Raw genomic sequence first — 25,603 nt, forward strand, 5'->3', positions numbered from 1 at the left:
AGGCACGCCTCTCCAGGCGGCCGCCGCGGCGCGGCGTGATGGCCATGATGATCGGCCGGGTCATGACGGGGTCCCTTCCAGTTCGGGTTCGGCGCGGAGCGGGGCGGACGCCGCCGGGCGGTGGCGCGGCAGCACGGTCGCCGCGACGAGCGCCGCGACCAGCAGCAGCGCCGCGCCGGTCAGGACGCCGAGCGCGTAGCCGGAGTTGAGCGCGGCAGCGCCGGTGCCCGAGCCGGTGCGGCCCGCGGCGGCGGTGGCGAGCGCGGCCAGCCCGACGCAGCCGCCGAGTTGCCGCGCGCTGTTGAGCACGCCCGCCGCCATCCCGGCCTCGCCGCGCGGGACACCGGTCGTCGCGGCGGCGGCCACGGGCGCCAGGCACAGGCCGAGCCCGACGCTGGTGAGCACCGACGGGCCGAGCACGTCGGTGAGGAACCCGCCGTCCGGGCTCATCAGCGCGAACCAGGCGAGGCCGGCGGCGGCGAGCAGCGCGCCGGGGATCAGCGAGGCGCGCGGGGAGCGGTCGGTGGTGATCCGGGTCGCCGCGACGCTGCCGACGACGACGCCCGCCGAGAACGGGACGAACGCCGCGCCGGTGGCGGCGGCGCCCATCCCGAGCACGCCCTGCATGTAGAGCGAGACGAAGTAGAACGCGGCGAACTGGCCCGCCGCCGCGAGGAACACGAACACGTTCGCGCCCGCGACCCACCGGCTCCGCAGCAGTCCGAGCCGGACGAGCGGCGCCCGCACGCGCGACTCGGCGAGCACGAACGCCGCCAGCAGCACGGCCGCGGCGCCGAGCGTCGACAGCGTCGCCGCCGAGGTCCAGCCGCGCGTGCCGGTGCGGACGACGCCGAACACCAGCAGGCCCGTCCCGGTGGTGGCGAGGACGGCACCGAGCACGTCCAGGCGCGGACGGTCCGCGCGGTGCTCCTCGGCGGGCACGCCGACCGGCACCAGCGCGAGCGCGCCCGCGACGATCGGCAGGTTGACGAGCATCACCCAGCGCCAGCCCGCGTACTCGGTCAGCAGCCCGCCCGCGAGGACGCCGAGCGCGCCGCCCGCCGCGTTGACCGCGCTCCACACGCCGAGGGCGCGGACCCGGTCGCGCCCCTCGGGGAAGGTGGTGGTGAGCAGGGCGAGCGCCGCCGGGGCGACGGCCGCCGCCGCCAGGCCCTGGCCCGCGCGCGCGGCGACGAGCTGCCAGGGCGCCTGCGCGAGGCCGCCCAGCAGCGAGAACAGGGCGAAGGCGGCGAGCCCGCCGGTGAACAGCCGGCGCCGCCCGTACAGGTCGCAGGCCCGGCCGCCGAGCAGCAGGAACCCGCCGAAGGTGAGCGCGTAGACGTGCACGACCCAGGCGAGGTCGACCGGCGCGAAGCCGAGGGACGTGCGGATCGAGGGGAGGGCGACGTTGACGACCGCCATGTCCAGGGCGACGACGAACTGGGCGACGGCCGCCGCCGCCAGCACCACCCCGGGCCGCCCGCGCGAATTTCTATACATGTAAGAAAAATAGCTGACACGTGTCCGCGATGTCGAACGGGACGCATCGGGTGCGGGATGATGGGGGGCATGGCGACACCGACCGGGCAGCGCAGGGGGCGCCCGCCGCGCATCTCGCGCGCGGAGATCCTCGCCGTCGCCCGGCGGATCGTGGACGAGGAGGGCGTCGACCGGCTGACCATGCGCCGGCTCGCCAAGGACGTCGGCAGCACGCCGATGGCGCTCTACCACCACGTGCGCGACAAGGACGAGCTGCTCGTCCTGCTGCTCGACGAGTACGCGGCGCGGGCGCTGCGCCGCCCCGAGCTCCCGGCCGACCCCCGCGAGCGCGTCGTCGCGGCGGCGGCGGCGATCCGCGAGGCGCTCGCCGGGCAGGAGTGGGTCGCGCAGGTGCTCACCGCCGACGACCTGATGGCGCGGTCGGCGCTGTGGTTCACCGAGCAGATCGTGGACGGCCTGGTCGAGTGCGGGCTCACGCCCGAGCGGGCCGTCCACGGCTACCGCGCGATCTGGTACTACACGGCGGGGGAGCTGCTGGTGCGGGCCGCCTCGGCCCGGCGGCGGGCCGGCGACGACCGCGCCACCTACCGGGAGCGGGTCTTCGCCGACCTCGACCCCGAGGAGCTGCCCCGGCTGGCGGCCGTCGGCGACCGGTGGGCGCGGCTCACCGCCGAGGACACCTACCTCGACGGCCTGCGCGCCCTGGTCGACGGCTTGGTCGGATAGTCGGGCGGGGCCCTCAGACGGCGTCGGCGACGGCCGCCGCCCACAGCTCCAGCGCGGCGTCGACCTGCGCCCCGTCCACGATCAGCGGCGGGATCATGCGGACGACGTTCCCGAACGCGCCGCAGGTCAGCAGCAGCAGCCCCCGGTCGGAGGCGGCGCGGTGGGCGCGCGCGGCGGTCGCCGCGTCGGGCTCGCCGTCCGGCGCGGTGAACTCGCTGGCCTGCATCAGCCCGAGGCCCCGCACGTCGCCGATCACGGGATGGTCGGCCGCGACCTTGCGCAGCCCGTCGTTCAGCCGCGCGCCCTGCCGCTCGGCGTTGGCGACCAGGCCCTCGTCGCGGACGACCTCCAGCGTGGCGAGCGCGGCGGCGCAGGCGACCGCGTTGCCGCCGTAGGTGCCGCCCTGCGAGCCCGGCCGGGCCTTCTCCATCACGGCCGTGGGCGCCGCGATCGCCGACAGCGGGAACCCGCTGGCCAGGCCCTTGGCCGTGATCAGGACGTCGGGCCGCACGGCCGCGTGCTCGTGGCCCCAGAAGCGGCCCGTCCGGCCGACGCCGGTCTGGACCTCGTCCATCACCAGCAGGATCCCGTGCCGGTCGGCGCGCTCGCGCAGGCCCTCCAGGAACGCGGGCGGCGCGGGCACGTAGCCGCCCTCGCCGAGGACGGGCTCGACGACGAACGCGGCGGTGTCGGCGGGGGCGCTGGTGGTCGCGAGGACGTAGTCCAGCTCGCGGAGCGCGAAGCGGGTCGCCTCGTCCTCGTCCCACCCGTACCGGTAGGCCTGCGGGAACGGGGCGACGGCGGCGCCCGGCATCAGCGGGCCGATCCCGGCGCGGAACTTGGTGCCCGCCGTCGTGAGGGCGGCGGCGCCCATCGTCCGGCCGTGGAAGGAGCCGTGGAAGACGACGATGTTCTGCCGCCCGGTCGCGTGCCGCGCCAGCCGGATCGCGGCCTCGACGGCCTCGCTGCCGCTGTTGAGGTAGAACAGCGAGTCCAGGCCGTCCGGCAGCACCTCGCCGAGCGCCTCGGTGAGCCGCAGCAGCGGCCGGTGCATGACGGTCGTGTACTGGCCGTGGATCAGCGTGCCGGCCTGCTCCCGTGCCGCCTCGACCACGCGCGGGTGGCAGTGCCCGGTGCTCGTGACGCCGATGCCCGCCGTGAAGTCCAGGTACCGGCGCCCCTCGGCGTCGTAGAGGTAGGCGCCCTCGCCGCGCTCGGCCAGGACGGGGGTGGCCTGCTTCAGCAGGGGGGACAGCGTCGCCATGGGAACTCCGTAGGATTGTCGACAATCTGCAAGCCCATGGCACCACGCGCCCCGCCCTCCTGTCCAGGGCGGGGCCGGGTGTTCCTCAGGACGGGCGGAGCCGCTCGATCGAGTCGGTCATGTGCTCCTCGATGAGCCGCAGCAACCGCTCCTCCGCGCCGTCGCCGATCGCGTCGACCAGCCGCCGGTGCTCGTCGACCAGCTCGGACGGCTCGGGGTAGGTGTCCTGGAGCGCGTTCAGGCACATCCGGGTCTCGACCAGCAGGGTGTGCGCCATCCGCTCCAGCCGCGGGCTGCCGGACGCGCTGACCAGCACCTCGTGGAAGGCCTGGTCGGCGTCGCTCATCGCGACCCGGTCGCGCTCGCGCGCCGCGTCCACCAGCGCCTCCAGCGCGTCGGTGAGCCGCGCGACGGCCTCGCCCCGGTTCCGCTCCATGATCAGCCGGCACGCCTCGCGCTCGATCGCGAGCCGCGCCAGGTAGACGTCCTCGACGTCGCCGGCGTCCAGCGTGATCACGAACAGGCCGCGGTGCGGCTCGCTGACCAGCAGCCCCTCCTGGACGAGCCGCTGCATCGCCTCGCGCAGCGGGCCGCGGCTGATGCCGAGCCGGGCCGCCAGCTCCACCTCCCCGAGCTGCGCGCCCGGCTCCAGGGAGCCGTACATGATCGCCGAGCGCAGCTCGTCCGAGACGAGCTCGACCGTCGATCTGCGGGGGACGGGTTCCAGCTCACCCAACCGGCCCATGCGCGGGCCCCTTTCGTCTGGGGGTCAGGGATGTCGCGCCGGCACGGGGCCCGCGTGGGCCCCGGTGACGGCGGGAGTCGCGAACAGCCTGCCGAGTCCCGCGCGCGGGCGCGGCCCGTCCGTGCCGGAGGCGGCGTGGGCGAGCCGCAGGCCCTCCCACACGCTCACCTGGTTGGCGGTCAGGACGGGCTTGCCGACCCGCGCCTCCAACTCGTCGAGCCAGGACACGGTGTGCAGGGCGGTGTCGGGGACCAGCACGGCCTCGGCGCCGGCGTGGTCGTTGGCCGCCACGAACGCCAGCACCTCGTCGCAGCCCAGCGTGCCGACCTCGGCGGCGGTCACGATGCCGCGCGCCGACAGCGCCGCGACCTCGATCCCGGCCTCGCCGAGGAACGCGCCGAACCGGTCGGCGACGTCGGCGGGGTAGGTCGCGGCGACCGCGACGCGCCGCACCCCGAGGTGCCGGGCGGCGTTCACGAACGCGAACGAGGTGCTGGAGGCGGGCACGCCCGCGGCCTCCGCGACGCCCGCGACCTGCGCGGCGGCGCCGTCCCAGCCGAACACGAAGCTGCCGCTGGTGCACGCCCAGACGGCGGCCTGGACGCCCAGCCCGCGCAGCTGCCGGGCGCCCTCGGCGAGGACGTCGGGGCCGCCGATGTCCAGCAGGGCGTCGACCCGGTGGGCGTCCTCGCGCATCAGCGTGTGGACGACCGGCAGCCGCACGCCGCCGAGGGCGCGCTCGATCGCGGGGTAGTCGTCTTCGGCGCTGAAGCCCGGGTAGAGGAAACCGGCGCACGGTGCGGTCTGCGGCATGTTGTCGACAATCCTACCTTCCTCGATCATGAAGCGGGGAGCGGGCCTCACGCGGCGGTCGGACGGGTGAGCTGGACCAGCGACTGCCCGGGACCGGCCGCCGGGCGGCCCATCGCGCGCAGCGCCGAGCACATCGTGACCTGGTTCGCGGTGAGCACCGGCTTGCCGATCATCTGCTCCAGCGGCGCGATGATGTCGTAGGTCGGGACGTTGGTGCAGGAGATGAACACGGCCTCGGCGTCGGGCGTGTCCACCGCCGAGACCGCCGAGACGATCTCGCCGTACCCGACTTTCCAGATGTGGCTGAGCAGCCCCATCCCGACCGACCCGGCGACGGAGATGCCGTACTCGCCGAGGAAGGACACGAGCCGGTCGGTCACGGTGTCGATGTAGGGGGTGACGACGGCGATCCGCGAGGCGTTCAGCAGCCGCAGCGACTCCACCAGCGCGCCCGAGGTGGTCGCTACCGCCGGGGCGCCCGCCGCGACCATCGTGTGGTGCAGCGCGACCTCGCCCGCCGCGCCGCGGATGAAGCTGCCCGACGCGCAGGCGTAGGCCACGGCGAGCGGCTCGGGCGCCAGCACGTCCCGCGTCGCCTGCCGGACGATCGAGTGGTCCGACAGCGCGGAGGCCATCTCGACCGTCACCGGCACCGGCACGTAGGGCAGCCGGGTCATGAACAGCGACACGTCGTCGGGCGTCCACCGCCACAGCTCGCGGTCGAGCGCGAAGTCGAACGGCGCGACGACGCCGATGCCGTGCTGGGCGAGCAGTTCGGGACGCTGGACCAGCATGGGGTCGAAGGCCATCGGGATCGCCGCGCTCAGGACTCGGCGCGGCGGTAGACCAGGCGCTCGCCCACCGCGCCGGACCGCCAGACGTCGTTGCACGCCTCGGCCATCCGGTCCAGGCCCTCGACGATCGTCGCGTACACGTTGCCGGGCACCCAGCCGACGTCGCCGTTCAGCAGCAGGTTGTTGCGGCCGTAGAAGATCGCGAGGTCGATGACGCCGGGCAGCCCGTGGATGCCCTTCTCCTCCTTGAACGCCCGGTCGAGCATGCCGCCGGGGAAGGAGAAGTGGACGACGTCGCCCGGGATGGGCGTCACGGTCGGGTTCTCCAGCCCGACCTCGTCCTCGGCGAACCGCTCCACCATCGTGTACACCTCGTTGCGGGCGTACTTGGCGTGGTAGGCGTCGCCGCCGAGGGGCAGGGCGTTCCACACGGCCGCGCAGGTGCGCGGCGCGTCCTTCTCCAGCAGCTCGGCCACGCACGAGACGCCGCGCCGCTCCAGTGAGATGGTCATGAGCTTCGGCATGCCGGACCTCCCCGAGGACAGGGGTGGGCGAGCGCGTCGCCACCCGAAAGGACTCTTCCGTTAGAGCGCTCTGGGATCCGTCCTGGCCCTGGGGCAGCGGTTGCGACGGTCTTACAGCACGTTCAGTGCGGTCGTCCGGCCTGCTCGCCCGTGCCGCGCTGATTGTTGACAATCCTACGAAGCGTTCCTAGCGTGTCAATGCCTTGGCGAGTTGCCTTCTCGTTATTTCCCGGACCCGGAGGGGACGCCGATGGACGCTGCCGCGCCCGGCCCCGTGCCGCCACCGCTCGTGGTGGTGCTGACCGGGGACGACGCGCCCCCGAGCCTGCGGGCGGTGGAGGCGCTGGCGCGCGTCCGCCTCGTCGGAGAGCCGGATCTGGCCGCCGCCCTTCCGGGCGCCGACGTCCTGTTCGTCTGGGACTTCTGGACGGAGGCGGTGGCCGCCGCGTGGCCGCCCTCCGGCGGGCCGGGCTGGGTGCACATCGCGAGCGCGGGCGTCGACCGGCTGCTGTTCCCCGCGCTGGTCGAGTCCGGCACCGTCGTGACCAACTCCCGGGGCGTGTTCGACGAGCCGATCGCCGAGTACGTGCTCGGCCTGGTCATCGCGCTGGCGAAGGACCTGCACGGCACCGTCCGGCTCCAGGGGGAGCGGCGGTGGCGGCACCGCGAGACCGAGCGGATCACCGGGGCGCGCGCGCTGGTCGTCGGCACCGGCCCGATCGGCCGCGCGATCGGCCGCAGGCTGGCCGGCGCGGGGCTGGCCGTGTCGGGGGTCGGCCGCGCCGCCCGCGCCGCCGACCCCGACCTCGGCACCGTCCACCCGATGGAGCGGCTGGGCGAGGCGCTCGCGGACGCCGACTACGTCGTGCTGGCCGCGCCGCTCACGGACGCGACCCGCGACATGGTCGACGCCGCGGCGCTGGCCCGGATGCGGCCCTCCGCGCGGCTGATCAACGTCGGCCGCGGGCAGCTCGTCGTGGAGGACGACCTGGTCGCGGCGCTGCGCGCGGGCGTGATCGCGGGCGCCGCGCTCGACGTGTTCGTGGACGAGCCGCTCGCCGCGTCCTCCCCGCTGTGGGAGATGCCGAACGTGATCGTCTCCCCGCACATGTCCGGCGACGCGACCGGCTGGCGGGAGGCGCTCGTCCAGGTCTTCGCCGAGAACCTCGCGTGCCGGGTCGAGGGCCGCCCGCTGCGCAACGTCGTGGACAAGCGCCTCGGATACGTCGGATCGAGAGGGGTTCAGTGATGGGCGACGCGGCCGACCTCACGGCGACCGAGCTGCTGGAGGGCTACCGGGCCGGGACGCTGTCCCCGGTCGAGGCGACCGAGGCCGTCCTCGCCCGGATCGACCGCGAGGACCCCTATCTCAACGCGTTCTGCCTGGTCACGGGCGACTCGGCGATGGCCGCCGCGCGCGCCTCGGCCGACCGGTGGCGGCGCGGCACGACGCTCGGCCCGCTGGACGGCGTGCCGGTCTCGGTCAAGGACGTCCTGCTCACCCGGGGCTGGCCGACGCTGCGCGGCTCGCGGTCGATCGACCCGTCCGGCCCCTGGGACGAGGACGCGCCCACCGTGGCCCGGGTCCGCGAGGCGGGCGCGGTGATCGTCGGCAAGACCACCACGCCGGAGTTCGCGTGGAAGGGCGTCACCGACTCACCGCTCACCGGCGTCACCCGCAACCCCTGGGACCCCTCCCGCACGCCCGGCGGGTCCAGCGGGGGAGCGGCGGCGGCCGTCGCGGCGGGCATGGCGCCGCTCGCGCTCGGCACCGACGGCGGCGGCTCGGTCCGCATCCCCGCCGCGTTCACCGGCACGTTCACGCTCAAGCCGACCTACGGCCGCGTCCCGCACTACCCGGCCAGCCCGTTCGGGACGCTCGCGCACGCCGGGCCGATGACCCGCAGCGTGCCGGACGCGGCGCTGCTGCTCGACGCGATCTGCGGCGCGGACGCGCGGGACTGGTCCGCGCTGCCCCCGCCCGCCGCCGCCTTCACGGGGACCCCCGGCGACCCCGCCGACCTCACCGGGCTGCGCGTCGCGTTCAGCCCCCGCCTCGGGTTCGCCGCCGTCGACCCGGACGTGGCCGCGCTCGTCGCCGCCGCGGCCCGGGTCTTCACCGAGCTGGGCGCCGCGGTCGAGGAGGCCGACCCCGGCTTCGCCGACCCGGTCGAGGAGTTCGAGGTCCTGTGGTTCGCGGGCGCGGCCAAGGTCGTGGAGCACCTGCCGCCGCACGCCCGCGCGGCGCTCGACCCCGGCCTGCGCGAGATCTGCGACCGGGGCGCGGCGTTCACGGCGGGCGAGTACCTCGACGCCACCGCCCGCCGCATGGAGCTCGGGCGGATCATGGGCCTGTTCCACGAGCGCTACGACCTGCTGCTCACCCCGACGCTGCCGATCACCGCGTTCGAGGCCGGCCGGGAGGCCCCGGCGGGCGCGGCCGCACCCCGCTGGACCGGCTGGACCCCGTTCACCTACCCGTTCAACATGACCCAGCAGCCCGCCGCGAGCCTGCCGTGCGGGCTCACGCCCGAGGGGCTGCCCGCCGGGCTCCAGGTCGTCGGCGCGCGGCACGCCGACGCGCTGGTCATGCGCGCCTGCCGCGCCTTCGAGCTGGCGCGGCCCTGGCACGACCTGCGCCCCGCCGCGCTCGGAGCGCCGGTCCCGCACTAGGCACCGCACTAGGCACGCGGATCAGGACGGCGCGTCGGGGCCCTCGATCTGGGCCTCCGCCTCGCGCCGCCTCATCTCCTTGCGCAGCCGCTTGTCGTGCTTGCGCGCCCGGCGCTTGACGCCGACGCCGCCCCAGAACGCGAAGCCGCGGATGACGACGACGGGGGCGCCCGGCGCGCCGGGGCCGCTGGCCCGCTGGTCGAACCCGCCCATGATCCCGAGGCCCTTGACGTGCACGGTGAGGTCGTCCGGCACGATGACCTCCACCCCGCCCATGACCGCCAGCACGGAGATCGTCGCCTCCGCCTCCTCGAACCGGGCCTCGCGCAGGTCGATCTTGCCGCCGCCCCAGAACGCGAACGCGCGGAACCGCCGGGGGACGTTCCACACCCCCGACCGCCGGAACCCGCTCATGATCCCGATGCCGCCCCGCCAGGACGGGGCGCCCCGCACCGGCCGGAAGTCGGTCCCCGAGGACGGCGCGGGCGCGGGCGGCGCCGTGCCCTCGGCCGGCAGGTCGCGGGTGAGCGGCTCCAGCTCCGCGTAGGTCTTGGCCGCGTACACCGCGTCGAGCCGCTCGTCCAGCTCCTCCAGCGTGAGCCGCCCCTCGCCGGCCGCGTCGCGCAGCACCCCGGCGACGCGCTCGCGGTCGGCGTCGGAGGCCCGCATCTCCGGTGTCGCGGGCCGTCCGGCGCGCTCAGGCAGGTTCGTCATGCGCCGAGCCTAGAGCGGCCGGCCGGTGGTCTCCAGCCGTACGATGATCGACTTCGAGGTCGGGGTGTTGCTGACGGCGGCGGTGCTGTCGAGCGGGACCAGCACGTTGGTCTCCGGGAAGTAGGCCGCCGCGCAGCCCCGCGCCGTCGGGTAGCCGACCACGCGGAAGGCGGGGGCGCGGCGCTCGGTGCCGTCCGTCCACTCCGAGACGAGGTCGACGACCGCGCCGTCGCCGATCCCGAGGGCCTCCAGGTCGGCGGGGTTGACGAACACGACGCGGCGGCCCGCCTTGATGCCCCGGTAGCGGTCGTCCAGCCCGTAGATCGTGGTGTTGTACTGGTCGTGGCTGCGGACGGTCTGGAGCAGCAGCCGCCCCTCCGGCACCCGCAGCACCTCCAGCTCGTTCACGGTCAGGTTGGCCTTGCCGGTGGCGGTGGGGAAGCGGCGCTCGTCGCGGGGCGCGTGCGGGAGCGTGAAACCGTTCTTCTCCCGGATCCGCTCGTTGAAGCGGTCGAACCCGGGCACGACCCGGGAGACGCGGTCGCGGATCACGTCGTAGTCGCGCTCCATCTCCGCCCAGCCGAGGTCGGGCCCGGACAGGGTGGCGCGGGCGAGGCGGCACACGATCGCGACCTCCGACAGCAGGTCGGGGGAGGCCGGGGCGAGCCGCCCGCGCGAGGCGTGCACCATGCCCATCGAGTCCTCGACGGAGACGAACTGCGGCCCGGAGTCCTGGACGTCGCGCTCGGTGCGGCCGAGCGTCGGCAGGATCAGCGCCCGCGTCCCGGTGACCGCGTGCGACCGGTTGAGCTTGGTGGACACCTGCGCGGTCAGCCGGCAGCCGCGCAGCGCCGCCTCGGTCACCGCCGAGTCGGGGGTGGCGCGGACGAAGTTGCCGCCCATCCCGAGGAACACCTTCGCGGTGCCGTCCCGCATGGCGCGGATCGCGTCCACGGTGTCGAGGCCGTGCTCGCGCGGCGGCTCGAAGCCGAACTCCTCGGCGAGGGCGTCCAGGAAGGCGGGCGCGGGCTTCTCGTAGATGCCCATCGTCCGGTCGCCCTGCACGTTGGAGTGCCCGCGGACGGGGCAGACGCCCGCGCCGGGGCGGCCGATGTTGCCGCGCAGCAGCAGGAAGTTGACGACCTCGCGGATCGTCGGCACCGAGTTGCGGTGCTGGGTCAGCCCCATCGCCCAGCACACCACGATCTTCTTCGCGGCCAGCACGTCGCCGAGCGTCGCGGCGATCTCGCCCCGGGCCAGGCCGGTCGCCTCCAGCACCGCGTCCCAGTCCAGGCCGAGGACGTGGTCGCGGAACGCCTCGAACCCGTGCGCGTGGGCGGTCAGGAACTCCTCGTCGACCGCGTCGGGCGCGTCCGACTCCAGCAGCAGCCGGTTGAGCGCCTGGAACAGGGCGAGGTCGCCGTTCAGCCGGATCTGGAGGAACCGGTCGGCGAGGCCCGTGCCCTTCCCGACGAGCCCCGACGCGCGCTGCGGGTTCTTGAACCGCATCAGCCCGGCCTCGGGCAGCGGGTTCACCGCGACGATCCGCGCGCCGTCCTTCTTGGCGCGTTCCAGGGCCGACAGCATCCGGGGGTGGTTGGTGCCCGGGTTCTGGCCGACGACGAAGATCAGGTCGGCCTGGTGCAGGTCCTCCAGCAGCACCGAGCCCTTGCCGATGCCGATGGTCTCGACCAGCGCCGACCCCGACGACTCGTGGCACATGTTGCTGCAGTCGGGGAGGTTGTTCGTGCCGAACGCGCGGGCGAAGAGCTGGTAGGCGAACGCGGCCTCGTTGCTCGTCCGGCCCGAGGTGTAGAAGAGGGCCTCGTCGGGGGAGTCCAGGGCGTTCAGCTCCTCGGCGAGGAGCCCGAACGCCTCGTCCCACGACACCGGCTCGTAGTGCTCGGACCCGGCGCGCAGGATCATCGGCTCGGTCAGCCGGCCCTGCTGCCCCAGCCAGTGGTCGGAGCGCTCGGCCAGCTCGGCGACCGTGTGGCGGGCGAAGAACTCCCGGGTGACCCGCCGGGTCGTCGCCTCCTCCGCGACGGCCTTCGCGCCGTTCTCGCAGAACTCGGCGAGGTGCCGGTGGTCGCCCTCGGGCCACGCGCAGCCGGGGCAGTCGAACCCGGGCTTCTGGTTGACCCGGACCAGCGTCAGCGCCGTCCGGCGCACGCCCATCTGGTCGTAGGCCTGGCGCAGCGCCGCCGTGACGCCCGGCACGCCCGCCGCCCAGGTCTTCGGCTCCGAGACCTCGGTGCCGGCGATGTCGTCGGCGGGGTCGACGTCGTCCGCGGGCGCCTTGCGGCTCATCGTTCACGTCCTCGGGTCAGGGGCAGGGGGCCGCCCCTACTCTCGCACGACCCGCTTCGCTGGTCACCGCCCGGTTCCGCTGGACGGACGCTACTGGGGCGGCCCGTCGGTGAGATGCAGCACGGCGGACTGCCGGACGCCCTGCGCCGTCGTCCATTCCAGCAGGACGTCGTCGCCCGGGTGGTGGGCCAGCATGAGGTCGGTGAGGGCGGTGGCGGACTCCACCCGCCGCCCGCCCAGGGCGACGATCGTCACGCCCACCGGCACCCCGGCGGTCTCGGCGGGCGTGCCGGGGACGACTTCGGCGACCAGGGCGCCCTGTTCCGCGCCCGTCCCCCGCACCTTGACGCCGAGCAGCGCCGTCGGGCCGATGTGGACGGTCTCGGACGCCTGCCCCCGCTGGATCTGCCGGGCGATCTCCAGCGCGCGCCCGGCGGGGATCGCGTAGCCGCGGTGGGCGCCCTTCTGCTTCAGCTCGGCGCCGCCCGCGGCGGCGGTGTTGATGCCGATCACGGTGCCCCCGGTGTCCAGCAGCGGGCCGCCGGAGTCGCCCGGCCGGATCGGGGCGCTGGTCTCGATCAGGCCGGTGAGCCGCTCGGAGGTGCCGTCGCTCTCGTCCCTGGCGGTCACGGACTGGCCGAGCGAGGTGACCAGGCCCGTCACGACCGAGGGGTTCCCGCCCCTGCCGCCCGCGTTGCCGACGGCGGTGACCGGGTCGCCGACCCGCACGCGGGACGCGTCGCCGAACACGGCCGCCTTCAGCCCGGACGCGCCGTCCAGCCGGATCACCGCGATGTCGCCCGCCTTGTCGTAGCCGACGACCCGCGCGGTGTAGGTGCGGTGGTCGTCGGTGTCGGTGCCCTTGATCGACGTGGCGCCCTGGATGACGTGGTTGTTGGTGAGCACGAACCCGGACTGGTCGAGGACGAGGCCGGTCCCGGCGGCGCTGGTGCTGTTCAGGCCCTGCTCGGTGTCGATGTTGACGACGCCGGGGCGGCGCCCGCTCGGCGCCGCGTGCCGGGTGGAGGTGGCCGCGACGGGCGGGGTCACCTCGGGGTCCTCCGCCGCGCGGCAGGCGGGGGCGAGCAGCGCCGCCAGCGCGGCCAGCACCGCCAGCGCCGCCGCGCGGACGCCGCGACGCTCCGGGATCTCGCTCACCGCGCCTCCCCTCGGGCTTTCCTCCAATGATTCCCGATCTCTGGTGTTTAGTCCCTAGAGCCGGAAGAGAGGCGCTCTGACCTGTGGATTCACCGGCGGCGCGGGGCCAGGAGCGTGATCGCGAACGCGGCCAGCGCCAGCGCGGCGATCGTCAGCGCCATCGGCAGCGCGGTGCCGGGGCCCCCGATCCCGGCGAGCGGCGCGGCCGCGCCGCCGATCGCGAACTGGGTCAGCCCGAGCAGCGCCGACGCGCTCCCGGCGACCCGGGGCGGCCGGTCGGCCAGCGCGAGCGCGGTCGCGTTCGGCATGATCAGGCCGTCCCCGGCGGCGACCAGGAACAGCGCGGGCAGGACGCCGGGCAGGCCCGCCCCGGTGAGAACCGCGATCGGCAGCCCCACGCCGCCGACCGCGACGACCGTCAGCCCGGCGGCCAGCAGCCGCTCCAGCCTGACCCTCCCTGCCAGCCACCCGCTGAGCTGGCCGACCGCGACGATGCCGAGCGAGTTGACGCCGAACACGATGCTGAAGCCCTGCGGCGACAGGCCGTAGATGTCCTGGAGGACGAACGGGGAGCCCGAGATGTAGGTGAACAGCGCGCCGAACGCCAGCGCGACCGACAGGCCGTAGGCGACGAAGGTCCGGTCGGCGGCGAGCGCGCGGAACGTCGTCAGCGTGGCGCGGGCCCCGCCGGTCTCGCGGCGCCCCGGCGGCAGCGTCTCGCGCAGCCCGAGCAGCGCGGCCAGGAACAGCGCGACGCCCGTTCCGGCGAGGACGGCGAACACGCCCGGCCACGGCATGACCCGCAGCAGCTGCCCGCCGAGGACGGGCGCGAGGATCGGCGCGAGCCCGTTGACGAGCATCAGCAGCGAGAAGAACTTCGCCGCCGCGACCCCGTCGTAGAGGTCCTGGACGATGGCGCGGCCGATCACGATCCCGGCGGCGCCCGCCGCGCCCTGGACGAGCCGCAGCGCGATGAACGTCTCCACGTTCGGCACCATGACGCACAGCGCCGACGCGATCGCGTACAGGGCGAGGCCGACCAGCAGCGGGCGGCGGCGGCCGAGCGCGTCGCTCAGCGGGCCCGCGATGATCTGCCCGGCGGCGAGGCCCACCACGCACGCGGTCAGCGTGAGCTGCACCTGCATCGCGCCGGTGGACAGGTCGGAGGCGAGCCGGGGGAGCGCCGGGAGGTACATGTCGATCGACAGCGGCGCGACGGCGGTCAGCGCGCCGAGCACGAGGATCAGCATGAGCCGCCGGTCGGGCGCGGCGCGCGCCGGGGACACGGGCCCGGAGGGCGTGGCCGTCTGGTGCATGGGGGGTCTCCGTGGGGAAGCGGCCGGGCGGAGGAGGTCCGGGGAGTCCGAGAGGTCTCCGAGAAGATCTAACGAGATGACCCTACGTTATCTGCCGCGTCAGGAAGTGGCGTCCGTCACATCACGGTCAGTAAGGGAACCGCTCGGCGGCGGCGAGCAGCGCGCCGGTCACGGCGGCGACGGTCAGCGCCGACACCCCGGCCAGCACGGCCCAGCGTCCGACCTGGTAGCCGACCGGCACGCGGCCGCCCGCGCGCCCGCGCACCGGCCAGGGAGCGCGCGGCGGCGCCGTCCCCGGCACCCCGTCCTCGCCGTCGCCGGTGGCCGGGCCGTCGCCGTTCGCCGCCGGCGGGGTCAGGCCCGACAGCCAGCCGAGCAGGTCGGCGACGCCCGCGGGCGGGGTCGCCAGGCCCGAGCCGAGGTAGCGGACCTCGCCCGCGACCTGGTCGAGCATGCGGACGGTGTTGCCGAGCCCGACCCGGCCGAGCCAGCCGCGCAGGTCCGGGTCCTCGCGCAGGCCCCGGCCGACCTCGGTGCGGGCGAGCAGGTCGATCTTGGTGACGACGACCGCGACGCGCTTCTGCCGCCCCTGGTCGGGACGCGAGCGCAGCTCGTTCAGCACCCGCTGGAGCGTGTCGGCCGGATCCTCCTCCGACGAGGCGGCGCCCGCCTCGACCAGCCGCCGCTCGTCGGCGGTCAGCGCCCGCCGCACCTGGGGGAGCGCGAAGGGGTCCACGACGAACAGCAGCGCCTCGCCGTGGTCGAGGTAGCGCAGCGACTCCACCTCGGTCGCGCCCGTGTAGTGCTCGCCGGCCGGGTCGAACAGGTAGAGGATGCGCCGCGCGCGTCCCGGCAGCTCCACGTCCACCATCGTGGCGAGCGGCAGCTCCGGGCCCGTCTTGGCGGGGCGTCCGCCGCGCCGGAACTCCTCGATGGCGCCCGCGTACGCCTGGGCGTGCCGCCGCTCCACGAACGAGAGCCGCCCGTCGACGGCGTGCGCGTGCGCGTGCAGCGCGCGGATGCCGAGCACCATGAACGTGGTCTTGCCCGCCGCCGGGCCGCCGACGAACGGCAGCGGCTCCACCCGGACCCGCCCGATCCGCTCGGGCAGCCGCCCGCCGCAGTGCGGGCAGTAGGCCGCCAGCCGGAACCGTCCGAGCGGCACGGTCGTCGGCAGCCGCGCGCCGCAGCGGCACACGTGCCGGAACGCGCCGCCCGCGCCCGGCGTCAGCCCCCGGTGCCGGGCCCCGCATCCCGGGCACGCGTACTCGGGCAGCCCGATCCGCTCGTAGCAGAACGGGTGCGGGCAGGTCTGGAGGATCCGGCCGTAGGCCATGAACACCCGCTCGACCGCCGCGAGCACGAGCACGCAGCCGAGCCACGCCGCGAGCCCGACGGCCGCGACCAGCCCGTACAGGACGGTCAGCGCCAGCACGAACACCCCGGCGGGGACGGCGGCGGTGGCGATCCCCGCGCACAGCGCCAGCCAGATCGGGAACGCGAAGTACCCCCAGAGCCCGCCGAGCAGCAGCGTCCTGGTGAGCCGCACCACGATCGCCGACGCGGTCGTCCACACCCGGGGCACGACCGTCCGGGTGATCGCCCACCAGTCCCGCCACACCTGGGACAGCAGGTAGTGCCGGTAGGCGACCGGCGGCGGCTCGACCGGCGAGGGGCCCTCCAGCGTGGAGGGCGCGAGCGTCCGGCAGGCGTGCAGGTAGTACAGGCCGAGCGCGGCGGCCCCGGCCACGACCAGCGTCGCGGGGAACAGCACGGGGAACACGACCATGAACCCGACGTACATGGCGCCGAGCCACACCGCGATCAGCAGCAGCACGAGAACGGGATGCACGCCTCACCGCCCCCTGAAGCGCGAACCGGCCTCGGCGAGGAGGTCCTTCAGCGCCGCGCGCAGCCGCGGCTCGCCGGACAGGTGCGCGTCGAGCTGGCGCGCCGCGAGCCACCGTCCGGCCGCCGCGCGCGCCCACGTCTCCAGCGCGGGCTCGGTGACGCCCCGCGTCCGCAGCCGCAGCACCACCTCGACCAGGTCGTTGCGCTCCCCGATCTCCGCGCCGCGCAGCGGGGCGCGGCCCGCGCGGGCGCGGGCGGGCAGCTCCGCCGTCCACCGCCCGCCGAGCCGCGCCCGCACGGGCGTGGACGCGGCGGCCAGCAGCGCGGCGCGGAACCGCGGCGGCCTCCGGCACAGCAGCCGCGCGGCGGCGGTGAACGCCGCGTCGGCGAGGTCGGGCCCGGCGCCCGAGCCGGCCAGCTCGTCCAGCGCCCGCGCGGCCTCCCTCGGCTGCTCGGCGGTGACCGCGTCGGCGTGCGCCCGGACGGCCTCCGCGTCGCGCGCGGCCCGCCCGTCCGGCAGGACCGCCAGGACCCGCGCCGCGAGCCGCAGCGTCATCGCGTCCGCGAACGTCTCGCCCTGCCGCGCGAACGCCCGCGACGGCAGCTCCGCCAGCGCCGGGTGCGCGGCCATCCCGGCGGGGTGGGCCTCCAGCAGCTCGACGCACTCCAGCGCCGACGGCGGGTCCGTCCACACCTCGCCCAGCGCCGCCCCGACCCCTTCGGCCTCCTCGGCGAGGCCCAGCAGCTCGCCGGTGACCGCGACGCGGGTCGCCGGGCGGCGCCGTCCCGCCGACGCCAGCACCGCCACCGCGACGTCCGGGTGCCCGCGCAGCCGCTCGGCGCTCGCGTACAGCAGGTCGCAGGCGGCCGGGTCGAGGTCCCGGTGCCCGTGCCCGGTGAGCCCGGCGACCACGCCGTCCAGCAGCGCGTCCCGGACCTCCGCCGGGCACGCCGCGTGGACGGCGGGCAGATCGGCGGCGCCCGGCCGGGCCAGCGCCGCCCGCGTCGCCGCGACGGCCAGCGCGTCCGCGAAGCCCCGACCGGCCCCGGCCCGCCGGTGCACGGCCAGCGCCAGCTCCAGGCCCATGGACCGGGCGCCGGACGCCAGCTCCCGCCACACCCAGTCGGGGAGCGCGTCCCGGCGGGAGACCAGCTCCGCCGCCGCCCGCTCCTCCTCCGCCGTCACCGCCGCCTCGCCCCGGCACAGCGCGAGCAGCACGGCCGCGCCGTCCAGCGCGGCGGTGTCGGGGCGCGCCAGCTCGGCGAGGGCGTCCAGGCCGGCGAAGTCGGCCGCGCGCCAGCAGGCCGCGACCGTCCGGGCGAACCGGGACGGCCCGCGCGGGGCCTCCGGCGGCGCGCCCTCGCCGAGGTCGACGGCGAACGCGTGCGAGGTGCGGTGCCGGACGGCGGCCCACACGCCCGGGGTCGTGCCGACGAGGCGCTGCGCGGCGCCCTCCGGGTCGGCGGTGTAGGTCACGAACGACAGCCGCGCCGCCGCCGCGACCGGCAGCGAGTAGGAGACGACCGCGATCCACCGGGCGACGACCTCCACGTCGCCCGCGACCAGCACGACGCGCCCGTGGCCCCGCGCGAGCACCGAGGAGACCGCGTCGACCAGTCCCGCGAGCGTCGCGTAGGGGGCGTCCGAGCCGGGGGCGGCGAGCCAGGCGGCGAGCGCCTCGGGGTCGAGGGCGGCGCCGGGGGTCAGCTCGTCCAGCTCCTCCAGCGCCGGGTCGTCGGCCGGGCCGTGCGTCCACAGCGGGGCGCGCCACAGCTCGGCGGGGCGCAGCCCCTCCAGCTCGCCGGGCTCGGCCACGACCGCGTGGGCGAAGAAGTTGCCGTAGCGGCCGGAGTAGTCGCGGCCGAGGTAGCGGCTGCGCAGCAGCAGCGGCCTGCCGCCGACGGTGTCGTAGAGGAGCGAGACGGGGAACTCCGCCAGCTCCGCCTCGTCCGGCGAGAGCGGCGCGTCCGGCGGCGGACGGTAGGACAGGTACGGCGTCACCCCCGCCCGCACCCCGTCGGGCAGGCCCGGCGTCTCGGCGACGAACTGGAACCCCGCCCGGCCGGTGGGGCCATGCCGGGCCGAGGTGTAGTGCAGCTGCCAGGCCACCGTCACGCCCCTCCGGGGCGGGCCCCGTCGAGCATCCCGAACCGGTGCAGCAGCCACAGCAGCGGGTCCTCGGCGCGGTGCGGCCGGACGCCGCCCGCGCCGACCCGCCCCGCCTCGGGGACGCCGCCGAGCGCCGACAGCCCGAACAGCGCGTGCTCGGCGTACTGCTGGCCGAGGTAGGTGTCGAGCTGGCCCGCCCCCCAGTCGTGCAGCAGCGCGCGGACCTGCGCGTCCACCGCCTCCCTGTCGTCGAGGTCGAGGACGCCCGAGCCCGCGCGGGTGCGGTGCAGCGCCGACTGCCGCAGCGGCGCGGGCCGCAGCACGTCGATCTTGGTCAGCGCGACCGCGACCGGCACCGGCAGCGGCTCGCCGGGACGGGCGCCGTGCCGCTGCCGGAGCGTCTCGGTGACCCGCGCGATGACGTTCAGCGGCTCGCTGCCGGGGTCCTCGCCCGCGCCCCGGGGGACCGGGACGTCGGCCAGGCCCGTCCGGGCGCCGGGCAGCTCCAGCGGGTCGACGAGGAAGATGACCGCGTCCGCCGCCTCCAGGTAGCGCAGGTGCAGGTCGGTGGCCTCGCGGCTGCGCAGGTCCTCGCCCGCCGTGTCGAACAGCACCAGCGCCAGCGACTCGTTGCGCGCGCGGGAGAAGCGGCCCCTGCGCGTCCGGGTGAGGAGGTAGACGAGCGGCTCGCGCGGGCCCGTCGCCGCGCTGGCCGTCGTCGGCAGCAGCCTGCGCTCCTCCAGCAGCGGGCGGGCGAAGTCGCGCTTGTACCGCTCGATCGTGCGGTCGTCGCAGGCCACGAGCGAGGCGTCCAGCTCGGTGCCGACCCGGTTCATCAGCTCGTGCAGCAGCACGGCGATGTAGGTGCTCTTGCCCGCGTTCTTCGCGCCGACGAGCGCGACGATCCGGCCGGGGGAGTCGCAGTAGGCGGCCGGGAGCGGGTTGTGGCACTCGGGGCAGGCCCGGTTGCCGGTCGGCCGGCCGCAGTCGGGGCAGTCGGCGCGCCCGCCGCGGCCGGGCGCGGCGAACACCGGCGGCAGCGACGCCCCGGCGGTCGAGCCGGTGTAGGCCGCGAGCCGCTCGTCCAGGACGGGCGCGCACCCCCGCGTCCGCCCGGCCTGCCCCCGGCACCGGAACAGCACCCGCTGCGGCGGCACCGCCGCGAAGCAGTACGGGCAGGTGATCCCCGGCCGGGACGGGGCGCCCGGCAGCCCGACCCGCGGCAGCCCGACGCGGGGCAGCCGGGGACGGGCGAGCGGGCCGGTCATCGCGCGACCTGGAGGGTGCGGACGGGCGGGTCGCTCAGCTCGACGACGTCGTCCTCGGCGAAGCAGCGCAGCCAGTACGGGCCGGACGCCGCCGGGGCGGGCAGCGACAGCTCGCCGGGCACGGGCACCTGCTCCCACGCGCCGAGCGTCTCGCCGTCGGCCGCGCGGTGCGGCATCACCCGCCCGGCGCGCAGCACCAGCGCCAGCCGAGCCACCCGCAGCGGGCGCGGCGAGGTCAGCCGGATCGTCAGCGACCGCCGCCACGGCGGCCCCGACCGCCGCACGTCGTAGCGGACGACCGTCCGCGCCTCCACCCGCGCGGCGACCGCCGGGCCGACCACCCGGGAGCCGCCGACGGTCCCGGACGCCGCGACCGACACCTCCACCGGCTCGTCCTCGGGCACGGGCAGCCTGATCCCGCCCTGCGTGTCGTAGGAGGCGCGCGTCACGACCGCGCGGTCCGCCCCGCCGGGCCCGGACCCCGTGCGGTCGACGGCGGCGACGCCGACCTCGACCTCCGCGACGTCGGGCGGCCAGTCGAACCCGACGTGGACGTGGGCGCCGCGCCGCTCGGCGACCAGCCGGCGCGGCGGCGGCAGGTTCACGTGCCGGTGGCAGGCGCCGATCGCGGCGGTGCCCTCGGCCACCGTCACCGCGAGCAGCCAGCCGCCCGACCCCGGCCGCACCTCCAGCCCCCCGGCGGCGGGCGCGCACGCCAGCCGCCGCGTCGCGCGCCTGACCTCCTCCACCGGGACCAGCGCGCTGCGCGGCCACGGCGGCGGCGCGGCCGCCAGCACCAGCTCGGCCCTGCCGTGCGCGGGCGGGTCGAACCGCACCCGCAGCAGGCCCGGGTCGGACGCGTCGGGCTCCACCTCCAGCTCGTACACCGGCCCGGGCGGCGCGCTCGGCGTCACCGACGCCCGCACCCCCGGCGTCACGACCTCGCGGCCGGACGCGTCCAGGTAGACGGCGCTGACCAGGTAGTGGTGGGTGCGGCCGTTGGGGACGTGCTCGCGGAACCCGTCGCGGCCGCCGGGCACGGCGCGCCCCTCCCGGACCACGACGACCCGCGCCGCCTCCGCCGGGCACCGCCACCGGCCCGTCACCTGGCCGTCGCCCGCCAGCAGCTCGACCTCGCCCGGCTCGGGCCGCACGACGACCGGCCCGGCCACCGCGGGCGCCGCCGCCGCCTCGCCGCGCACCGCGAGGACCCCGTAGTACAGCGGGACGTTCACCGGCGGAGCGGCGTCGCGCGGCCCGGTGAGCGGCTCCCCGTCCCGCGCGTCGCGCGGCGCCCGGCCCGCCCGCCGGACGACCTGGTAGCCCACCTCGCCCGCCGTGGACGGCGACGGCTCCCACGACACCCGCACGGCGGCGCCGTCCACGTCCACCCGCGCGGCCGGGACCGGGAGCGGCGGCAGCCGCCGCCGGTGCTCCGCCGCGCCGGGCAGGTCGCCGACGAGCCGCAGCGCGTCGGCGAGCAGCAGCCACGCGCGGTCGGCGTCGGGCTCGGCGACGGCGGTCTCGCGCAGCCGCAGCGCGGTGTCGAGCCGGTACCGGGCCTCGGCGGCCAGCACCTCCGTCTCGTCGTCGGGGGCCTCGCCCTCGGGGGCGCGGGCGTCGGCCAGCTCCGCCGCCGCGAACACCTCGCCCGCGTCCAGCAGGGCGCGCAGCCGTCCCGCGAGGCCGCCGTCCCGGCCCGTCTCGCGGAGCACGGCGAACACCAGCCGCCGCGCGTCCTCCGCCTCGACGCCGAGGTCGGCGGTGGCGTACCGGAGCAGCGCCCCCTCGGACGCGCGCTGCCGCAGCCGCTCCCGCAGCCGGTCGGCCACGTCGTACAGCACGAGGCCGTGCAGCGGCGCGTCCGACCGCAGCGCGGCCAGCACGGTGCCCGCGTGGGCGGTGCTGGTGTCGCGGCTGCGGCGCGCCCACGCCTCGCCCGCCGCGCGCACCGCGTCCTGGTCGAGGCGCAGGCCCGGCGCCCCGGCGAAGCCGTCCAGGACCCGGATCGGGCCCGCCAGCCGCTCTCCGAACAGGAAGTCGGGCAGGTGCCGCTTGCCGAGGACGTCCAGCGACTCCCGCACCTTCCGGTAGGCGGGGTAGGGCGCGGCGGAGGGCAGCGCGTCGGGCTCGCGGACCGCGATGCCCGCCACGCGCGCCGCGCCCTCCAGTTCGGTGCGCGGCACGCCGCCCGTCCGGGCGATGGCCTCGATCTCGGCGGGCGCGACCATCCGCAGCGTCCCGGCGGCGTCGGCCAGCCGGGCGCGGGCCTCGCGGCCGCGCCGCGCGTCGCGCTCGGCCGCGCCGCGCAGCCGGTCGGCCAGCGGGCGCGGGTCGCCGCGCTCGGCGGCGGCGAACAGCGGCGCCAGCTCCCGGTGCTCGGCCTCCAGCCGGTCGATCAGCCTGCGGTACTTCAGCTGCCCGCGCGAGCGCCGCCAGCACCGCCGCACCTCGCGCACCCGCGCGGCGACCGCGTCCGCCGCCAGCGGCTCGGCGAGCGCGTACCGGGCCCGCAGGTCGTCGGGGGGCCGGTCACCGGCCTCCCGCGCGGGCTCCAGCACCTCCCGCCGGTAGCGCTCGTCGAACGGCTCGTCGCCGGACGGCACCCTGTCGGGCGGCACCCTGTCGGACGGCACCCTGTCGGACGGCACCCTGTCGGACGGCACGGGCGCCCCCTCAGCTCACCCGCACCTGGGAGAGGGCCTTGCGGGACCGCTCGACCTCCTCCTCGGACATGCCGCCGACGTCCACCTTCAGCTCCAGCCGCTCGCCGGTCTCCTTCTCCACCGCCGTGACGTTCAGCAGGCCGGAGGCGTCCAGCGCGAACGTCACCCCGATCGGCCAGCCCGCCCGCTTGCCCGGCGGGACGCGGATCTCCCCGGTCGCGATCTCGGTGTTGTCGACCAGCTCGACCGACTCGACGCTGCCCGCCTGCTCCATCACCCGGATGTCGGCGGACGCCTGGTCGTCGTAGACGGTGAAGAAGTCCTCGGTCTTGGCGGCGGGCAGCTCGTCGTTGGCGTGCACGAGGTGCGCCACGTGCTCGGCGCCGCTCTCGCGGTCGACGACCACGATCCCGAACGCGTGCGAGGCGACCGTCCGGATCCGCCGCCCCGCGATCTGCTCGCGCTGCTCGGCCGACAGCCCCGCCCGGCTCGCCATCTCCTCGGCGCGCTCGGCGGCGCCCTCCCGGACGAGCCGCCGGTAGGTCTCCTCGAAGGCGTAGAGCGCGGCGCCCTTCGCGACGGCGAGGTCGGGGTCCTGGAGGCGCGGCGCCAGGCCCAGCTCGGTCTCCAGCCGCGCCGCGACCACCGGCATCTTCGTCGAGCCGCCCACGAGGACGAGGTCGTCGTAGTCGTCCACGCCCTTGTCGGCGGCGGTCGCGAGGGTCCGGCCGGTGATCTCGACGGTGCGGTCCAGCAGGTCCTTGGTCAGCTCCTCCAGCTTCTCGCGGCTCACCTCGACCGCCGCGACCCGCCCGCCGTGCATCACCCGCACCGTGTGCGAGGTGCGGGTGGTGAGGGCCTTCTTGGCGTCCTCGGCGTCCCGGCGGAGCTGCTGCTCGGTGGCCTTGTCGTCCAGCGGGTCGCCGGCGTCCGGGTGCTCGGCGCGGAAGCGCTCGGCGAGGTGCTCCACGACCCGCGCGTCCCAGTCGGCGCCGCCGAGCTCGTGGTCGCCGTCGGTGCACACCACCTCGATGTGGCCGCCGCGCAGCGCGATGACCGTCGTGTCGAACGTCCCGCCGCCGAGGTCGTAGACGAGGATCGTCCGGTCCGCCTCGGGGTTGAGCACGCCGTAGGTGATCGCGGCGGCGATCGGCTCGGACACGATGTCGATGACGTTCAGCCCGGCGATCCGCCCGGCCTTGCGGGTCGCGTCCCGCTCGGCCGCGCCGAAGTAGGCCGGGACGGTGATGACGACGTCGCGGGTCTCCTCGCCGGTCGAGGTGCGCGCGTCGGTGGCGAGCTTCAGCAGGATGAACGCCGACAGCTCCTCGGGCGCGAAGTCGATCCCGTGCAGCGGGCGGGTCACGTCCCGGCCCATGTCGCGTTTGATCAGGCTGACGACGTTGTCGGGCTCCAGGACGGCGGTGTCCTTCGCGGCGGCGCCGACGACGACGTTGTCGCCGCTTTCGAAGTACACCACCGACGGCGTGGTGTCGGTGCCCTCCAGGTTGCGCAGCACCGCCGGCCGCCCCACCTCGTCGATGGAGGCGATGCACGAGTACGTGGTTCCGAGGTCGATCCCGTAGACAGCCATGTCCCTCTCACCTAATCGGTGCCGAGTCCGGTGTTGCGTTCGGTGCTCATCGTCGCGCCGCGCCCCGCCGCGCGGGGGCGACTTGACCCGGTCTTGTTCGGCTCGGTCATGTCGCGTCCGGCCCTGACGGGTGCCGTGGCGGGTGCCGTGGCGCCGGGCGTGGCGCCGGGCGTGGCGCCGGGCGTGGCGCCGGCGGCGGCGGGGTCGACCCTGCCGACGCACACCGCCGCCTTGCGCAGGATCGCGCCGCCCTGCTCGAACCCGTCGGACTGGACGGTCACCACGGTGCCGTCCCGGGCGGGCTCCGCGACGGAGGTGACCGCCACCGGCCGATGCCGGGACGGGTCGTAGGGGGCGCCGGGCTCGACGGTGTACCGCTCCACGCCGAGCCGGGCGAGCGCGTCGGCGACGTCGTCGGCGACCGCCGCCAGCAGCTGCGCGGTCCGCGCGGGGTCGGGCGGGTCGTCGCGGCCGGGCTCCGAGAGCCGCAGCGACTCGCGGCGCGCCTGGTCGTGCAGCCGGTACAGCGCGGCGCGGACGGGCTCCAGCATCGCCTGCAGCTCGCCGCGGCGGAGCCGCTGGTTCTCCTCGTGCAGCCGGTCGATGACGGCCTCCCGGTGCGCGGCGCGCTCGTGCTCGCGGTCGAGCCGGGCCGACAGCGCGGCGAGCGCCTCCGCGACCCGCGCCCCGGAGCCGTCGTTGAGCGGGCGTTCCCCGTCCGTCGACACGTGCAGTTACCTTAATCGTGAGGTGGCGTGCGGCGATAGATCCGCGGTTGACCTTCAACGGACTCTAGTTTGACCCGGCCCCGCCGATCCAGCACCGGCTTCTCCGTGCCGGAAACATGGGTAACACCACTGAAACGCGTGTCGCGGACCCTGGAGGGGTCCCGGATTCAGGAGGTGGCGATGTTGCTGCGGATTCGTGTCCGCCTGCCGGACCGGCCCGGCTCGCTCGGACGGGTCGCGCGCACGCTCGGCGCGGCGGGCGCCGACGTGGCGCAGATGGCCGTGCTCGAACGCGGCGACGGGCGGGCGCTGGACGACTTCACGGTCTGCTGGCCCGCCGGCGCGGAGACCGGGCGGCTCCACGACGGCCTGGCCTCGGTGCCGGGCGTGGAGGTGCTCGGCGTCTGGCCGACCGGCGAGCCGCAGGGGGCCTTCCCCGACGCCGCCGTGATCGGGCAGGTCGCGGCCGTCCCCGAGCGCGGCGCGGAGATCCTCGCCGACGCGGTCCCGGCCGTCCTGAGCGCCGACTGGGCGGGCCTCGCGGAGGTCGGCGCCGGCGGCGCGGCGGCGCTGGTGTACGCCAGCGTCGGCGGGGCCGACCCCGCTCCCGCGGAGCTGCCCGCGCTGGCGCCGGTGCGGCCGCGCTCGTTCACCGCGCCGGACGGCGCGCAGTTCGCGCTGTGCCCGCTGTCGGAGGGAGGGGTGACACTGGTGGTGTCGCGGGCTGGCGCGCCCCCGTTCCACCGGACCGAGGTGCTGCGCCTGGAGCAGCTCGCGGGCGCGGCGGGCGCGGTGCTGGCGGCCGGTCTGCCGCTCGCGCCCTAGCGGCGGGAGGGGAGGGGTTCGGCG

20 protein-coding genes are annotated in these 25,603 nt (G+C 76.3%); 4 read left to right on the top strand and 16 right to left on the bottom strand.

All coding sequences use genetic code 11. The annotated features are described in order from the left end of the window. Nucleotides 1–60: 60 nt before the first annotated feature. Nucleotides 61–1,500 carry an MFS transporter gene (locus KLI87_RS25550; RefSeq protein WP_156215414.1) on the bottom strand — a complete coding sequence of 480 codons (1,440 nt, stop codon included), beginning with the start codon at nt 1,498–1,500 and terminating at the stop codon, nt 61–63. A 69-nt stretch (nt 1,501–1,569) separates the two neighbouring features. Here KLI87_RS25550 and KLI87_RS25555 point away from each other — a divergent pair, with 69 nt between their 5' ends. After that, nucleotides 1,570–2,226: a TetR/AcrR family transcriptional regulator gene (locus tag KLI87_RS25555; protein ID WP_156215415.1), complete on the top strand. Its 657-nt coding sequence runs from the start codon at nt 1,570–1,572 to the stop codon at nt 2,224–2,226. Between the two features lie 13 nt (nt 2,227–2,239). Here KLI87_RS25555 and KLI87_RS25560 read toward each other — a convergent pair whose 3' ends face one another. The 5 genes from KLI87_RS25560 to KLI87_RS25580 all read right to left on the bottom strand — a co-directional run bounded on the left by KLI87_RS25560 (nt 2,240) and on the right by KLI87_RS25580 (nt 6,354). Further along, nucleotides 2,240–3,490: an aspartate aminotransferase family protein gene (locus KLI87_RS25560; RefSeq protein WP_214618985.1), complete on the bottom strand. Its 1,251-nt coding sequence runs from the start codon at nt 3,488–3,490 to the stop codon at nt 2,240–2,242. An 85-nt stretch (nt 3,491–3,575) separates the two neighbouring features. After that, nucleotides 3,576–4,235: a GntR family transcriptional regulator gene (locus tag KLI87_RS25565; protein WP_156215417.1), complete on the bottom strand. Its 660-nt coding sequence runs from the start codon at nt 4,233–4,235 to the stop codon at nt 3,576–3,578. Between the two features lie 24 nt (nt 4,236–4,259). Further along, nucleotides 4,260–5,048 (bottom strand): aspartate/glutamate racemase family protein, encoded by a 789-nt coding sequence (locus KLI87_RS25570; RefSeq protein ID WP_214618986.1) that lies wholly within the window; start codon nt 5,046–5,048, stop codon nt 4,260–4,262. A gap of 47 nt (nt 5,049–5,095) precedes the next feature. Further along, a complete protein-coding gene (locus KLI87_RS25575; protein WP_156215419.1) occupies nt 5,096–5,857 on the bottom strand; it encodes an Asp/Glu racemase in 762 nt (253 codons plus the stop codon). A gap of 14 nt (nt 5,858–5,871) precedes the next feature. Then, complete coding sequence (locus KLI87_RS25580; RefSeq protein WP_173390688.1) at nt 5,872–6,354, bottom strand: DUF3830 family protein; 483 nt, start codon at nt 6,352–6,354, stop codon at nt 5,872–5,874. A 262-nt stretch (nt 6,355–6,616) separates the two neighbouring features. On the opposite strand from KLI87_RS25580, the gene KLI87_RS25585 reads away from it, so the two are divergent. Both KLI87_RS25585 and KLI87_RS25590 read left to right on the top strand, forming a co-directional pair. Next, entirely contained in the window at nt 6,617–7,615 is a 999-nt protein-coding gene (locus tag KLI87_RS25585) for a D-2-hydroxyacid dehydrogenase (RefSeq protein WP_214618987.1), read from the top strand. Beyond that, complete coding sequence (locus KLI87_RS25590) at nt 7,615–9,039, top strand: amidase (RefSeq protein ID WP_214618988.1); 1,425 nt, start codon at nt 7,615–7,617, stop codon at nt 9,037–9,039. Before KLI87_RS25585 ends, KLI87_RS25590 begins: the two co-directional genes overlap by 1 nt. 21 nt (nt 9,040–9,060) lie before the next feature. On the opposite strand, the gene KLI87_RS25595 is transcribed toward KLI87_RS25590, so the two are convergent. From KLI87_RS25595 to grpE, 10 genes are all read right to left on the bottom strand, one after another. Next, the gene (locus tag KLI87_RS25595) at nt 9,061–9,753 is read right to left on the bottom strand and encodes a DUF1707 domain-containing protein (RefSeq protein WP_156215423.1); all 693 of its coding nucleotides are present in this window, start codon (nt 9,751–9,753) and stop codon (nt 9,061–9,063) included. A gap of 9 nt (nt 9,754–9,762) precedes the next feature. Further along, a complete protein-coding gene (locus KLI87_RS25600; RefSeq protein WP_214618989.1) occupies nt 9,763–12,063 on the bottom strand; it encodes an FdhF/YdeP family oxidoreductase in 2,301 nt (766 codons plus the stop codon). A 90-nt stretch (nt 12,064–12,153) separates the two neighbouring features. Next, nucleotides 12,154–13,221 carry a trypsin-like peptidase domain-containing protein gene (locus KLI87_RS25605; RefSeq protein ID WP_308166165.1) on the bottom strand — a complete coding sequence of 356 codons (1,068 nt, stop codon included), beginning with the start codon at nt 13,219–13,221 and terminating at the stop codon, nt 12,154–12,156. Nucleotides 13,222–13,310: 89 nt separating this feature from the next. Then, entirely contained in the window at nt 13,311–14,537 is a 1,227-nt protein-coding gene (locus KLI87_RS25610; protein WP_214618990.1) for a multidrug effflux MFS transporter, read from the bottom strand. Between the two features lie 127 nt (nt 14,538–14,664). Then, nucleotides 14,665–16,389, bottom strand: a complete 1,725-nt coding sequence (locus KLI87_RS25615; protein ID WP_214618991.1) for a hypothetical protein — start codon at nt 16,387–16,389, stop codon at nt 14,665–14,667. Between the two features lie 3 nt (nt 16,390–16,392). After that, a complete protein-coding gene (locus tag KLI87_RS25620; RefSeq protein ID WP_214618992.1) occupies nt 16,393–18,498 on the bottom strand; it encodes a hypothetical protein in 2,106 nt (701 codons plus the stop codon). Nucleotides 18,499–18,500: 2 nt separating this feature from the next. Continuing rightward, nucleotides 18,501–19,766, bottom strand: a complete 1,266-nt coding sequence (locus KLI87_RS25625; protein WP_242886066.1) for a GTPase — start codon at nt 19,764–19,766, stop codon at nt 18,501–18,503. Then, nucleotides 19,763–22,432, bottom strand: coding sequence for a hypothetical protein (locus KLI87_RS25630; protein ID WP_308166166.1), 2,670 nt, complete (start codon nt 22,430–22,432; stop codon nt 19,763–19,765). Before KLI87_RS25630 ends, KLI87_RS25625 begins: the two co-directional genes overlap by 4 nt. Before the next feature lie 10 nt (nt 22,433–22,442). Further along, complete coding sequence (locus tag KLI87_RS25635) at nt 22,443–24,026, bottom strand: Hsp70 family protein (protein WP_156215427.1); 1,584 nt, start codon at nt 24,024–24,026, stop codon at nt 22,443–22,445. Between the two features lie 11 nt (nt 24,027–24,037). Next, nucleotides 24,038–24,754, bottom strand: a complete 717-nt coding sequence (gene grpE / locus KLI87_RS25640) for a nucleotide exchange factor GrpE (RefSeq protein ID WP_308166167.1) — start codon at nt 24,752–24,754, stop codon at nt 24,038–24,040. Nucleotides 24,755–24,934: 180 nt separating this feature from the next. Here grpE and KLI87_RS25645 point away from each other — a divergent pair, with 180 nt between their 5' ends. After that, nucleotides 24,935–25,579 (top strand): ACT domain-containing protein, encoded by a 645-nt coding sequence (locus KLI87_RS25645; protein WP_214618993.1) that lies wholly within the window; start codon nt 24,935–24,937, stop codon nt 25,577–25,579. Nucleotides 25,580–25,603: the final 24 nt, after the last annotated feature.

The organism is Actinomadura sp. NEAU-AAG7, assembly GCF_018603865.1.
GTDB lineage: Bacteria > Actinomycetota > Actinomycetes > Streptosporangiales > Streptosporangiaceae > Spirillospora > Spirillospora litoris.